Origin of the sequence: Bradyrhizobium manausense, from assembly GCF_018129685.1 — a bacterium.
In the GTDB taxonomy this organism is placed as follows: domain Bacteria; phylum Pseudomonadota; class Alphaproteobacteria; order Rhizobiales; family Xanthobacteraceae; genus Bradyrhizobium; species Bradyrhizobium manausense_D.
The window spans coordinates 63,422-75,836 of sequence record NZ_JAFCLG010000009.1; the positions used below are offsets into that span (position 1 = coordinate 63,422).

A 12,415-nucleotide genomic window follows, 5' to 3' on the forward strand; every position below is an offset into this window, starting at 1 on the left:
TCAGCCATGCCCGTGCCCACGATCTACTATCTTCGCCACGGCGAGACCGAGTGGAATGCGCTCGGCAGGCTTCAGGGCACAAGGGACATTCCGCTGAATGCGCGCGGCCGCCACCAGGCGGTGCAGGCAGGCCTCATTCTGGCCGATCTGTTCAAGCGCGACGGCCGCGACAAGGCGGCGCTGCCCTATGTGTCGAGCCCGCTCGGCCGGGCCCGCCAGACCATGGAACTCGCGCGCGGCAAGCTCGAATTGCCGGTTGCCGACTACGCGCTCGACGATCGCCTGCGCGAGATCGGCTACGGCGTCTGGGAAGGGCTGACGCTGGCCGAAAGCGAGGCGAGAGATCCCGGGATCTATGCGAGGCGCCTTGGCGACAAATGGACCGTGGCGCCCGAAGGCGCGGAGACCTACGCCGATGTGCAGGTCCGCGTGCGCGCCTGGTACGACGAGCTCAAGGCCGACACCGTGGCGGTCGCCCATGGCGGCACCTGCCGGGCCCTGATGGTCTCGCTTGGCCTGGAGACGCCGGCCAGCGCCGCCGATCTCTATATCGAGCAGGGCGCCGTTTACGTGTTCCGCGACGGCCGGCTCGAGAAGCATAGCTAGGCCCGGCTCGTCGCCCCGCCCTCCGCCGTCATGCCCGGGCTTGTCCCGGGCATCCACGAGCTTTCGTGCTTGCGGCGACGTGGATGGCCGGGACAAGCCCGGCCATTGCGACCGTGGTGGGCATTTGACCCCCCATCGAGAGCGCGTTACCACACGCCGGAACACAGCCAGCGAGCAGCAATGTCCTTCAACACCTTCGGCCACATGTTCCGCGTCACCACCTTCGGCGAGAGCCATGGGGTGGCGATCGGCTGCGTGGTCGACGGCTGCCCGCCGATGATCCCGCTCACCGAGACCGACATCCAGCAGGACCTCGATCGCCGCAAGCCGGGTCAGTCGCGCTTCACCACCCAGCGCCAGGAGCCGGACCAGGTCAAGATCCTGTCGGGCGTGATGGCGCACCCCGAAACCGGCGTGCAGGTGACCACGGGCACGCCGATCGGACTTTTGATCGAGAACACCGACCAGCGCTCCAAGGACTATTCCGAGATCAAGGACAAGTTTCGCCCGGGCCATGCCGACTTCACCTACGAGGCGAAGTACGGCCTGCGCGACTACCGCGGCGGCGGCCGCTCATCGGCGCGCGAGACCGCGATGCGCGTTGCCGCCGGCGCGATCGCGCGCAAGGTGCTGCCGGACGTAAAGGTGCGCGGCGCGCTGGTGCAGATGGGCCCGCACAAGATCGACCGGGCGAAGTGGAACTGGGACGAGATCGCGAAAAATCCGTTCTTCTGTCCCGACAAGGACAAGGCGGCGTTCTTCGAGACCTATCTCGACGGCATCCGCAAGAGCGGCTCCTCGATCGGCGCGGTGCTGGAGATCGTCGCCGAGGGCGTGCCGGCCGGGCTCGGCGCGCCGATCTACGCAAAACTCGATTCGGATCTCGCCGGCGCGATGATGACCATCAACGCCGTGAAGGGCGTCGAGATCGGCGCCGGCTTCGGTGCGGCCGAGCTCACCGGCGAAGAGAACGCCGACGAGATGCGCACCGGCAATGACGGCACGCGCTTCTTGTCCAACCATGCCGGCGGCATTCTGGGCGGTATCTCCACCGGACAGCCGATCGTGGTGCGCTTCGCGGTGAAGCCGACCTCGTCGATCCTGCAGCCGCGCCTCACCGTCGATCGCCAGGGCGCCGACACCGAGATCATGACAAAAGGCCGCCACGACCCGTGCGTCGGCATCCGCGCCGTCCCCGTCGGCGAGGCCATGATGGCCTGCGTGCTCGCCGACCACTTTTTGCGGGACCGCGGGCAGGTTGGGCGGTAGCGGCAGAGACTCTTCACCTCTCCCGTAGGGAGAGGTCGGATCGCATCGAAAGATGCGATCCGGGTGAGGGGTTACAGTCTCACGGTGCGCTGCGGCCCCTCACCCGGATTGCTCAGGCGCGCAATTGCGCGCCAAAGCAATCCGACCTCTCCCCGACGGGGAGAGGTGAACACATCGTGCTTGTCACGGTACCAGCTCACCGCGCAGCTTGACGGCTTCACAACTTCGTCGGCAAATGCGGCATGGAAAGCTCCGAGCTCCAGCGCATCGTCAATTGGCTGATCGACGGCGCCCGGTCGTCGCGCGGGACGGCCGAGATGATCTCGGACGCCTGCGAGCAACTGGTCGCAGCCGGCCTGCCGCTGTGGCGGTTCGGCGTCTTCATCCGCACGCTGCATCCCGAGATCTTCGGCCGCAACTTCGTCTGGCGGCAGGGCGAGGAGGTCGAGATCGGCACTGTCGATTTCGAGGTTCTCGCCACGCCCGAATTCGCCCGGAGCCCGCTTCGGATCGTGTTCGAGGAAGGGCTGGAGGTCAGGGGACGCGTCAACGAGGTCGACACCAGGCGCTTTCCGTTCCTGGAAGACATGCGCGCCGAGGGCGCCACCGACTACATCGCGACGCCGATGCGCTTTCTCGACGGCTCGGTCCACGCCATCAGCTGGACCACCAGGCATCCCGGCGGTTTCAGCGACGACGACATCGCGACCATCCGCTCCATCGTGGCGCCGCTCGCGCGCGTCAGCGAGATCGTCACCCTGCGCCGCACCGCCGCGACCCTGCTCGACACCTATGTCGGCAACCGCGCCGGCGAACGCATTCTCGGCGGCCAGATTCGCCGCGGCCACAACGACACGATGCAGGCCGCGATCTGGCTGTCGGACCTGCGCGGCTTCACCGCGCTCTCGGACCGGCTGCCGGCCGAGACGGTGGTCGAGATCCTCAACCGCTATTTCGATTGCCAGGTCGCCGCGATCCGCGCCCAGGGCGGTGAGGTCCTGAAATTCATGGGCGACGGCCTGCTCGCAGTGTTTCCGATCGACGAGTATGTCGGCGATGCCGCTCACGTCTGTGCTCGTACGCTGGAAGCTGCGCGCGAAGCCCGCGCCAGCGTCGATGCACTCGCGCATCCGGTCGGCGATGTCGTCGAGCGCTTTCGTTTCGGCGTCGCGCTGCATGTCGGCAACATCCTCTACGGCAATATCGGCGGTGGCAACCGGCTCGACTTCACCTGCATCGGCCCCGCCGTGAATCTCGCGGCGCGGATGGAGAAGATCGCAGGGCGGCTGGGACGGACCGTCGTCGCCTCGGAGGTCTTCGCAAAAATCTGCCATCACGACTGGCGCGATCTCGGCGATTTTCCGATCGCGGGATTTTCCAGGGCGCAGCGCGTCTACGGGCTGGCCGAGGAGACGCCGGTGGTGATGGCTTAGGGTACGGCATCGTAGGTCCACCGCATTCGCTCGGTCGGCAAGATCCAGTCGCTAGACGGCTGCCGCCATGACCGACTTAAGCGGGACGTCCAATCGATAGGCAAATCCCGTCGGCTCGTAGGCGAGGTGCACCTGGCCACTCAGTTGGTGACCGAGCGACTCGATCATCCTCGTGCCGAAGCTTCGACGCGTTGGCGGCGCCACCGGGGGACCGCCGCTCTCGCTCCACGTCAGGCGCAGCCGCTGCCCGATGTCGTCGACCGTCCAGGCGATGTCGACATGGCCGGAGGCATCGGACAGCGCGCCGAATTTGGTGGTGTTGGTGCACAATTCGTTGAACGTCATCGCGAGCGCAATGACGGCACCGGAGGTGATCCTGACGTCCGGCCCATTGAAATGGAAGCGTCTGCCCCCTTGAACATCGTAGGGATCGGTTGCGCCGCTGAGTGTATGAGTGAGGCTGGCATTTGCCCAGCTGACTTGCATCAGCAGATCGTGGGCCCGTCCCAAGGCCAGCAACCGGCCTTCCATCGCCTTCTGCCCATGCTCCAGATTGATGGCGCCGCGGAAGCTCTGCGATGCAATCGCGCTGACGGTCGCAAGGGTATTCTTGATGCGATGATGCAATTCCCCGAGGATGAGTTTCTGGAGCTTGTCGGCCGCATCGCGTTGTTGAGCTTCAATGCCTGCTTGAGCAAGCAACACCTTGGCGTCGGTACCGGCTTGCTCCAGCAGAAGTCGAAGATTCTCGTTCTCCGCCGCCAGGATGGCTTCTTGTGGCGAACGGGGCGCCTGAAGGATGTCCTCGGCGGAAACTGCGCTGGTGTCCGGAACGATCTGTAACGCGCCCGCGCCGATCATTGTCTGCAACTGGGCGGTCAGTTCCTCGACGCCAAGCGGCTTGCGAAAGAAGCGGCTGTCCGCGGGCGTATCAGCCTCGGAGGGCTTCACCTGACCGGAAACCAGTATGATCTTGATCGAGGGCCAGCGGTCGTGCACCGCGTGAGCCAGCTTCAGCCCGTCCATGCTGCCGGGCATCTGGATATCGCTGAACAGCAGCGATATGTCCGACCGCGACTCGAGAATGGAGATCGCTTCGTCGGCGTTGACGGCTTCCACCGAATGAAAGCCGGCGTCCTCGACGATGTCGACGGCGCGCATGCGCAATATCATCTCGTCTTCGACGACGAGAACGTTCGGCAACGGTGTTGGAGTTATTGACATCTCAGCCACGATACTTTCCCGCATCAGCCGACAAGATCGGCCTGCGCTTTGCGATTGTTGGTCTAGCGACGCGCCGTCACCAGACGAGCTTCTTGCACCGGGACATTGGAGTCGCCGTTGCGCAGGCAGGAGGCTTCGAAGTTGGGCCAGACCTGGTCGGAGCAATTCCGGACAGCGATCACCAGTCGATCTGCTTTTGCCGAGGTGACTGCGTCTTGCGCCCTCAATTCCGGAGCAAAACCGGGCAACACGATTACGGATACGCCGAGGAGCGCGAATATCGCGAACGGGGCGAGAGATTTCATCATTTGGGGGCTGCTTTGGCTGTTGGCGGCTCCCGCTGCGTTCGGGGAACGTTGTTACAACAAGCAAAACAATATATTGTTCATTGTTTTCAACTTATATTTGAAGCCGTATTCGTCGAATGCAGCCCCTCGCCCGGTCTCCCTGACGTAAAATGGCCCGCACTGATGGAGGCCGTGATACGCCGGTGATGGCTCACCATGGGCCGCTTGACGGCCAATAGATACCAAATTCCGCAGCGCAACTGGGTCACCTAATGTGCCGCCGGCGAGCCGCGCGGTCTCAGCGCATGTCGGCGATCTCTTCATGGGGCTCGTTCCTGATTTCCGCGGCAAAGGTTTTGGCGAGCGGTTGCTGCGGCAGGCGGTTCAAGCTGCCGATGCGTTCGGCTTCCGGCGCATCGAACTCGGCGTGTTCGCGACCAACACCGCCGCGGCGGCTCTCTACAGGAAAGTCGGGTTCGTCGAGGAGGGCACCAAGAGGGGTGCGATCCTCCTCGACGGAATCTATCACGACGAAATCATCATGGCGCGCCTCAACGGTTAGGCGGAAGGCCGCCTATTCTTCCGGCTCCGTCGTGAACAGCAGCGGATAGCCCTTGGCGCGGCCGGCGTCGGTGGCGCGGGTGGCCTTGGTTTCGGCGACGTCCTTGGTGAACACCGCGACGACGCAGGCGCCCAGCTTGTGCGCGGTGATCATGACCTTGTAGGCCTGATCTTCGGTCATCCGGAATTCGGCCTTGAGCACCATCGTGACGAACTCACGCGGCGTAAAGTCGTCGTTGACCAGGATGACCTTGTGCAGCTTCGGCCGCTCGACCTTGGTCTTGGTCCTGGTTTTCGGCTTGGTGACGGTGTCGGCCATCGTGTCCTGAAATACCCCGGTTCCGAGCTTTCAGCTGCTCGGCCATCCGGCCGGGCAACCGTTTCATTATATTGCGGGACCCGCAACGTCTCCAAGACGGCCGGAGCGGTTCGAATCATGCCGTCGCGGACAGGCAGGGATGCGTCAAGGAAGCGCCCGGACGAGATGCATCGCGGCGATGAGCGCGCCGACGGACAGGACGACCGACGCAATCATATAGGTTGCCGAGGCCCATGTCTGGCCGCGCTCGATCAGATACCAGGCATCCAGCGAGAAGGTCGAGAAGGTCGTGTATCCGCCGCAGATCCCGACCGTCAGAAAGATCCGGACGGCCTGAGGCAGGTTCCATCGGGTCGCGAACAATGCGGCGAAGACGCCGATCAGAAACGAGCCCGTGACATTGATGATCAGCGTGCCCCAGGGAAAATCGATGCCGAATGCCCGGCCCGCGCCGATTGCGACGAGATAACGGATGACCGCGCCCAAAGCCCCACCAGCCGCGACCGCCAGAATGAATTGAATGTTCAACGTATCGTTCCCCAGTTTACGACATGCACGATCACTTTTTCTCCATTGCCAGGCCATCGCCGACGGCAAGCAGTCCCGCCAGCGCGGCCAGTGCGAAGCCGAGCCCGGCAAGGAACGTGCCGACCGGACCATAGGCGTCCCACAATGCGCCCGCGATGATGCTTGCGGCCAGCAGCGCAAGGCCGGTGAACAGGTTGAAATAGCCGAACGCAGTCCCGCGCAAGTCCGGCGGTGCCGTATCGGCGACGAGCGCCGAGAGCAAGCCTTGCGTCAGCCCCATATGCAGGCCCCACAGCACGACGCCGATCGCGAGGCCGGGGAGGTTAGGCAACAGCGCCAGCACGAGGTCGGCGCCGGCGAGAACGACGAGGCCGAGCGCGAGCAGGGCGGTCCGGTTGATCCGGTCCGACAGCACGCCGGCTGGATAGGCCGAGAGCGCATAAGCGATGTTCATCAGCACCAGCACCGCCGGCGCCCACATGGCATTGAGGCCGATGTTCTGGGCGCGCAGGATCAGGAAGGCCTCGCTGAAACGCGCCAGCGTGAACACGATGCCGATCGCGACGACCCGCCAGTAGACCGGTCCGAGCTGCCGCATCGCGGCGGCGTTGAGCGGGTTCTTCGCGGGCTCCCGGCTCGCATCCGGCTCCGGCTCCTTCACCGCGAATGCGATCAGCCCGAAGGACAGGAATGCCGGCACCACCGCAACCCAGAACACGGCGACAAAATGATCTGATGTCCACCACATCAGGCCGATTGCGACGAGCGGGCCGACGAAGGCGCCGATCGTGTCGAGCGACTGCCGAAGGCCGAAGCTCGCGCCGCGCAGGCCCGCTGGCGAGATATCCGCGATCAGCGCATCGCGGGGGGCGCCGCGAATGCCCTTGCCGACACGGTCGATGAAGCGGGCAGCCACCAGCCAGCCGACACTGGGGGCGAGCGGGAACAGCGGCTTGGTCAGGGCGGCAAGGCCATAGCCGAGCGCGGCGAGCAGCTTGCGCCGGCCGAGCCAGTCGGACAACGCACCGGAGAAGATCTTCGTGATCGAAGCGGTCGCCTCCGCGATGCCCTCGATGAAGCCGACGGTGAGCGTGGAAGCGCCGAGCACGGTGACGAGATAGACCGGCAGCAGCGCGTGAATCATCTCGGAGGAGATGTCCATCAGCATCGAGACGAAGCCGAGCACCCAGATTCCCCTGGGCAGCTTGGCGTGCGCAGCATTCGGGGTGGTTATCGTCACGCGTCCTGACCTTCGTTGCAGGCAACAACAAACCCGCCCAACAAAAAACCCGCCCAACAAAAAACCCGCCAACGGCGGGTTTGTCCATGCTCCCGCCGAAGGCAGAGGCTGATTGCCTCACCTCAAGCAGGCGCCATCAGCCCACGACGATCAGGCGACCGCCGGGCGGTTGTCGGGGGGCTCCATCCCCATCTGTGCGGTCAGCCTAGCATGGAAAATGCGCCCGACAAGTGGGCGCGGGGCGGTCCCCAGATCGCAGCGATGCGTTCCCAGTCAGGCGCGAGCGTGGCGACAGCGCGGCAGCTTTGCGCGCCCGCAAGATCCCAGCGTGCTGACCTGCAAATCTCTGACCTGCAAATCTCTAACCTGCAAATCTCTAACCTGAATGTGAAGCATAAGCGATCTTCGCGCTTTGCGGCAAGGCGTTTGCATGTCACCATCGCGTCATACGACGGGAGACTGCGATGCGCATGCTGTTCTCGATCGGGGCTGTGCTGGTGGCCGGCGTGCTTGCCGGGGGGGACGTCGCGGGCATCGCGGCACCAAGTCCCAAATTTGAACCGCCGAAATTCGAACCACAACGACAGCAGCGCCTGGCAGCCGACGGCGATGCGCAGTCGGTCGATGTCGAGCTGATCCTCGCGGTCGACGTCTCCTACTCCATGGACATGGACGAGCTCGCGATCCAGCGCGAGGGCTACGCGCAGGCGATCCAGTCCAAGGATTTCCTGCAGGCGCTGAAGGCCGGCCCCAACGGCAGGATCGCGGTGACATATTTCGAATGGGCGGCATCGAGCGACCAGAAGATCATCATCCCCTGGCGCCTGATCGACGGGCCGGAGACCGCGGATGCGGTCGCAGCCGAGATCCTGAAGACGCCGATCCGGCGCGCCTCGCGCACCTCGATCTCAGGCGCGATCGGATTTGCGATGCCGTTGTTCGACGAGGATCCTTATCACGGAATTCGTCGCGTGATCGATATCTCCGGCGACGGGCCCAACAACAATGGCGGCCCTGTCACCGTGGCGCGCGATCTCGCGCTGGAGAAGGGCATCGTCATCAACGGCCTGCCGATCATGGTGAAGGAGCCGTCCTATTCGACGATGGATATCGATAATCTCGATTTCTATTACGAGGATTGCGTCATCGGCGGTCCCGGCTCCTTCGTGATCCCGATCAAGGATCGCGACAAGTTCAAGGAGGCGATTCGCACCAAGCTGCTGATGGAGGTGGCCGGCCGCACGCCCGAGCGTCCCGTGGTGCGCGTTGCGGACAAGGGCAAGGAGCCGCGCGTGAGCTGCCTGATCGGCGAGAAGATCTGGTCGGATCGCTGGGGCCGCTGACGGCGCGTCTCGACGAGGCCATATGCTTCACCGCATCGGAAGGTCGAAATTAACCATTGGTTAACCATAGCGTGGCCCTATCCGACTGTTTCCAGATGTTTCTGATGCCCTGTGGCGCTCGAAAACAACGGGGCTTTTCCATCTCGTTCATCGAGCAGAGCCATGTCCATCGTCACGTCGAGCACCAGCCAGATCTCGCCTGCCAATGAGCGAATCTATCACCAGAGCAGTCTGATCGGTGAGTGGAAGGGCAAGTGGGCGGGCAACAACCAGGACGTCGGCTTCAAGGTCGTGAACATCAGAGGCGCCCGCGCCCAGGTCGAATACACCCACAACGGACACACCGAGCGCGGCATCGGCCAGGTCAACGGCGCAACCATCTCATTCGGCTCGGTGTCGATCGGAACCAAGAACGGCAAGGATGCCGTACTGCTGTTCTCCGCCGGCGGTGGCAAGGCGAGCGCGTATCTGAGCAAGCAGGCGCCGCCCGCCGACGACAACCGGCTGATTGGCAGCTGGGGCGGCTATTCCAGTGAAAACGGCAAGAGCGCGAGCTTTCGCGTGCTGTCCGTCAACGGCAAGGAAGCGCTGGTCTCCACCACCGTCAACGGCGTGACCCAGCAAGGCACCGGCCTCGTCTACAAGAATGTCGTGATGTTCGGCCAGACGCAGATCTCGACCGACGACGGGCAGAACGGCAAGGTCATCTTCCAGGTCGGCTCCAAGTCTTTCACCGTGCCGGTGACGAAATATCCGCCGGCCGATTCGTCATCCTCGGTCGACCGGACGGCGTGATGGCTCGCCGCTACCGTCCGCTGGACTGCGTCAGCTCTCGCAATTGGAGATCGATCTGCCGCATGGCATCGCAGGCAGACGCGAGGGCGTCGTCCCCGATCAGCCGACACACCGTCCTTGCTTGTTTGCTCAGATGCGGAATCGTTCGCGGCAAAAGCGCAGCCTCCAGCAGCGCGCCCTTCTCGTTGATGAGATAGCGCTCGTTCAGCGCGAACAGGACCTGCGCTGTGCAAGCGAGTGATCGGTAGATGCATCCGGCAATATGGGTCTGCCCGCCGCGCGAGATGCCGAGCTCGGCATTCTCGATGCCAAACCGGATCTCCCACTGAAAGCGCCGGATCAAGGCGTCGCCCAGAGCTGGCGGATAGGGCAGCGCGATCGATTTCAAACCTGCGATCAGGCCCGGAGGATCGTGCAGCGGCTGGCAATAGGCAATCTCGCCCATCCAGATCGCCGAGCAGAAGCCGTGCGGGTGGCCGGGCTGGTAGTCCATGGTGATCTCGCCGGCACGGCACGATGTCATCACGGCCTCGACGGCGCCGGCATCGCGGTACAGCAGATCGACCTTGTGTCCTTCGACCGACAGCCACGCGCCGCCGACGATCCACGGCCCCCATTCGCCGATCGGCGTCACTGAAGTGGCCGCCGGATCGTCGGCGACGGCCTTCGCGGCCACCAATAGACGTTCCGTATCCAGCGGAGCGGCCGCGGTGAAGTAGAGGCCGATATCGTAGTCGGATGTCGCATGCGCGTTGCCGCGGGCACGCGAGCCGCCAAGCACGATGGCAGCGACGCCCGGTACTCCGGCAAAGGCCGATGTCAAACGCGTGAGCAAGCGATCCTGCGGCATCACCGGCTGCGAGGCAAGGCTGCGGCGTCCGTGCTCGTCGGCTTGCGCGCGCCGAGCGCGAGGCCGACCTCCCGATCGAGCGAGGCCGGCGTGCAGACCATCGTCGACGCCGCGCAATAGACGCGCCCGACCGGGTTGAGATTGTCTTCAAAGCGTCGGGAAGGGCTGGTCTGGAACTCATCGGCGGCATCCCGTCGCTGGTATTTGCAAGATGCCGGGCGTATAATTGGACACTATCCTGACGGTTACCTGAAATGCCCGGCCTTGCTCGTTCCTGCTGTCTTGCAGCTTTCCTCGCAGTGCTCTGCCTCGCTGGAGCGCCTGCCCATGCGCAGGTCGCGCCCCTGCAGTACTGGATTCCCGGTAACGCTTTCAGTTACGGCGGCAGCGGCGACAGTTACCGCAACTTTCCGAGCTTCAATGCGGGCGATGCCAACGGCTACGATTTGCGTCCCGGCTTCTTTGTCGGAAGCCAGCACGGCAATCTGGGCTTGAGCGGTTTCAGCCAGGCGGGATCGTCAGGCAATTTCAGCGCGCTCAGCTACGACAGTACGCGGTTCGGCTACAACATGAAGACCGCGGGCGGCTCGCCCGTGACGTTCTTTGCCGGCTTCGATACGCTGAAATACGGCAACGGCATCGGCAGCTCGGTCGCGCCGCTGACCTCCGCCGCCGGACCGGGTTACGGTGCGTTTGGTGGCATCGAATTCAAGCCGACCTCCAACCTCAGCCTGTCGTTCAGCGCCGGGTTCACCCAGCGGGACTCCGGCCGCATGGACAGCGATATCAAGTCGGACATGCTGCCGGGCGAGTCGCCTGCGCTGGGTATGCTTCGGCGTTAGGGCTGCATCACCAGCTCCGGGGGACGCCGCAGCGATCTCGGCAAACCCGGGCCGAATCCGAAGCGCATCACGATGTCGGCTCGCCGATCGCCCAGACCGAGTGATGTCGCGAATTGCGGCCGCAGTGCCGCAACCTCGACGGGTTGATTGACGAAGGAATATTTGAGGCCCAGCGCGGTCGCCTGCAAACCGAAGCGCTGGCAGGCGCGGCCGACCGCGATCCAGTGCGAGGTGTCGCTGCGATCGGCTGCGAGCACGACGACGCCCGCAGAGCTGTCGAGTTCGTCGCGATATTTCTTGTTTTCCCCGTCTTCAGTGAAGAAGAACCTCAGCAGCGGCCGGGCGAGCCATGCGGGCAGGGAGGGATTTCCCGAGGCACGCGAAAACAGTCCGTCCATCGTTGCGAGCGCATCGGTCTCATTGAAGCGCATCCAGCTCACGAGCTCGCGCATGAAGGCCTGGTCGCGCATTTGCGCCGAATTGCCTTCGAGCACATAGTCGGTCACCGTCTTGATCGCGCTACGTTCGGTCATCAGGATCGCGGCGACACCAGGTTCGCGGCAGGCGTTCTCGAGCTGATGCAGGATTTCGGGCGTGGCCGGCCTGCCGTCGAACACCGCGCGCGTGCATTGCCGGACCGGAATGGCGCCGGCCAGCACTGAGGCTGCCGGCGGGGCTTCCTCGAGTGCGATCACGATCCGGGCGCCGTCGAACACGGAGTTGACGCGCCAGCCCAGCGCCGATGCCGCGAGGCTGAGGTTTTCGGCGGCGCATCCGAGACTGACGAAGAGATGATGATCGTCGGGGTCGACGGCCGGACAGCGGCGCTTGAAGTCGGGCGCAATCGTGATCTCGTTGCCGTGGGCGGCGAAAATCCAGGGCTGCGTGTTGTGGCTGTTGGCTGCAAGCGTCGCAAAACGCACGAGCTCGCGGTCTCGCGGCGCGGCCGCCAGCGGGGCGCGTGACGTCTTGACGGCCTCGTCATAGGTCATGCCGGCTGCACCGGCCGGGAGGCCGGCGGCGGTGGCGGCAGAAAGCCCGAGTGCGGCCCCGATGAACTGTCGTCGATCAACCACAAGCGTCCGCTCCGCCTTCCATCCTCGTCGACGCTTTTAGCG

The 12,415-nt window shown here is 64.2% G+C and carries 14 protein-coding genes, 1 pseudogene and 1 riboswitch; of the genes and pseudogenes, 7 read left to right on the forward strand and 8 right to left on the reverse strand.

Annotation, left to right across the window (positions count from 1 at the left end; genetic code table 11):
- The first annotated feature begins 6 nt into the window (after positions 1–6).
- From JQ621_RS21595 to JQ621_RS21605, 3 genes are all read left to right on the forward strand, one after another.
- Positions 7–606 (forward strand): histidine phosphatase family protein, encoded by a 600-nt coding sequence (locus tag JQ621_RS21595; protein WP_212236695.1) that lies wholly within the window; start codon positions 7–9, stop codon positions 604–606.
- A 180-nt stretch (positions 607–786) separates the two neighbouring features.
- A complete protein-coding gene (gene aroC, locus JQ621_RS21600) occupies positions 787–1,875 on the forward strand; it encodes a chorismate synthase (protein ID WP_212236696.1) in 1,089 nt (362 codons plus the stop codon).
- Between the two features lie 242 nt (positions 1,876–2,117).
- Entirely contained in the window at positions 2,118–3,308 is a 1,191-nt protein-coding gene (locus tag JQ621_RS21605) for an adenylate/guanylate cyclase domain-containing protein (RefSeq protein ID WP_212236697.1), read from the forward strand.
- Positions 3,309–3,359: 51 nt separating this feature from the next.
- On the opposite strand, the gene JQ621_RS21610 is transcribed toward JQ621_RS21605, so the two are convergent.
- The gene (locus tag JQ621_RS21610) at positions 3,360–4,532 is read right to left on the reverse strand and encodes a sensor histidine kinase (protein ID WP_212236857.1); all 1,173 of its coding nucleotides are present in this window, start codon (positions 4,530–4,532) and stop codon (positions 3,360–3,362) included.
- A 62-nt stretch (positions 4,533–4,594) separates the two neighbouring features.
- Positions 4,595–4,840 carry a hypothetical protein gene (locus JQ621_RS21615; RefSeq protein WP_212236698.1) on the reverse strand — a complete coding sequence of 82 codons (246 nt, stop codon included), beginning with the start codon at positions 4,838–4,840 and terminating at the stop codon, positions 4,595–4,597.
- 253 nt (positions 4,841–5,093) lie between these two features.
- Between JQ621_RS21615 and JQ621_RS21620 the strand changes: the two genes are divergently transcribed.
- A complete protein-coding gene (locus JQ621_RS21620; RefSeq protein WP_409334239.1) occupies positions 5,094–5,381 on the forward strand; it encodes a GNAT family N-acetyltransferase in 288 nt (95 codons plus the stop codon).
- Positions 5,382–5,393: 12 nt separating this feature from the next.
- Here JQ621_RS21620 and clpS read toward each other — a convergent pair whose 3' ends face one another.
- From clpS to JQ621_RS21635, 3 genes are all read right to left on the reverse strand, one after another.
- Complete coding sequence (gene clpS / locus JQ621_RS21625; RefSeq protein ID WP_212236700.1) at positions 5,394–5,699, reverse strand: ATP-dependent Clp protease adapter ClpS; 306 nt, start codon at positions 5,697–5,699, stop codon at positions 5,394–5,396.
- Positions 5,700–5,843: 144 nt separating this feature from the next.
- Complete coding sequence (crcB, locus tag JQ621_RS21630; RefSeq protein ID WP_212236858.1) at positions 5,844–6,227, reverse strand: fluoride efflux transporter CrcB; 384 nt, start codon at positions 6,225–6,227, stop codon at positions 5,844–5,846.
- A gap of 31 nt (positions 6,228–6,258) precedes the next feature.
- Complete coding sequence (locus JQ621_RS21635) at positions 6,259–7,467, reverse strand: MFS transporter (protein WP_212236701.1); 1,209 nt, start codon at positions 7,465–7,467, stop codon at positions 6,259–6,261.
- 120 nt (positions 7,468–7,587) lie between these two features.
- Positions 7,588–7,666, reverse strand: a riboswitch (Fluoride riboswitch).
- A gap of 265 nt (positions 7,667–7,931) precedes the next feature.
- Here JQ621_RS21635 and JQ621_RS21640 point away from each other — a divergent pair.
- Together JQ621_RS21640 and JQ621_RS21645 are read left to right on the forward strand one after the other, a co-directional pair.
- On the forward strand, positions 7,932–8,810 hold the full coding sequence (locus JQ621_RS21640; protein ID WP_212236702.1) for a DUF1194 domain-containing protein: 879 nt from the start codon (positions 7,932–7,934) through the stop codon (positions 8,808–8,810).
- 162 nt (positions 8,811–8,972) lie between these two features.
- Positions 8,973–9,605: a hypothetical protein gene (locus JQ621_RS21645; RefSeq protein WP_212236703.1), complete on the forward strand. Its 633-nt coding sequence runs from the start codon at positions 8,973–8,975 to the stop codon at positions 9,603–9,605.
- A 10-nt stretch (positions 9,606–9,615) separates the two neighbouring features.
- On the opposite strand, the gene JQ621_RS21650 is transcribed toward JQ621_RS21645, so the two are convergent.
- Together JQ621_RS21650 and JQ621_RS36030 are read right to left on the reverse strand one after the other, a co-directional pair.
- Positions 9,616–10,440: a nucleotidyltransferase domain-containing protein gene (locus JQ621_RS21650; RefSeq protein WP_249125449.1), complete on the reverse strand. Its 825-nt coding sequence runs from the start codon at positions 10,438–10,440 to the stop codon at positions 9,616–9,618.
- A gap of 59 nt (positions 10,441–10,499) precedes the next feature.
- Positions 10,500–10,604 (reverse strand): annotated as a pseudogene (locus JQ621_RS36030) (SAM-dependent methyltransferase); the annotation flags it as partial.
- 105 nt (positions 10,605–10,709) lie between these two features.
- Between JQ621_RS36030 and JQ621_RS21655 the strand changes: the two are divergent.
- The gene (locus JQ621_RS21655) at positions 10,710–11,297 is read left to right on the forward strand and encodes a porin family protein (RefSeq protein ID WP_212236705.1); all 588 of its coding nucleotides are present in this window, start codon (positions 10,710–10,712) and stop codon (positions 11,295–11,297) included.
- Here the strand turns inward: JQ621_RS21655 and JQ621_RS21660 are convergent.
- Complete coding sequence (locus tag JQ621_RS21660; protein ID WP_212236706.1) at positions 11,294–12,373, reverse strand: Acg family FMN-binding oxidoreductase; 1,080 nt, start codon at positions 12,371–12,373, stop codon at positions 11,294–11,296. The two genes, JQ621_RS21655 and JQ621_RS21660, sit on opposite strands and share 4 nt — an antisense overlap.
- Positions 12,374–12,415: the final 42 nt, after the last annotated feature.

Coding starts and splice junctions, on each gene's coding strand:
- JQ621_RS21645 (WP_212236703.1), top strand. CDS start 8,973: ATGTCCATCGTCACGTCGAGCACCAGCCAGATCTCGCCTGCCAATGAG.
- aroC (WP_212236696.1), top strand. CDS start 787: ATGTCCTTCAACACCTTCGGCCACATGTTCCGCGTCACCACCTTCGGC.
- JQ621_RS21610 (WP_212236857.1), bottom strand. CDS start 4,532: ATGTCAATAACTCCAACACCGTTGCCGAACGTTCTCGTCGTCGAAGAC.
- clpS (WP_212236700.1), bottom strand. CDS start 5,699: ATGGCCGACACCGTCACCAAGCCGAAAACCAGGACCAAGACCAAGGTC.
- JQ621_RS21640 (WP_212236702.1), top strand. CDS start 7,932: ATGCGCATGCTGTTCTCGATCGGGGCTGTGCTGGTGGCCGGCGTGCTT.
- JQ621_RS21605 (WP_212236697.1), top strand. CDS start 2,118: ATGGAAAGCTCCGAGCTCCAGCGCATCGTCAATTGGCTGATCGACGGC.
- JQ621_RS21655 (WP_212236705.1), top strand. CDS start 10,710: ATGCCCGGCCTTGCTCGTTCCTGCTGTCTTGCAGCTTTCCTCGCAGTG.
- JQ621_RS21615 (WP_212236698.1), bottom strand. CDS start 4,840: ATGATGAAATCTCTCGCCCCGTTCGCGATATTCGCGCTCCTCGGCGTA.
- JQ621_RS21595 (WP_212236695.1), top strand. CDS start 7: ATGCCCGTGCCCACGATCTACTATCTTCGCCACGGCGAGACCGAGTGG.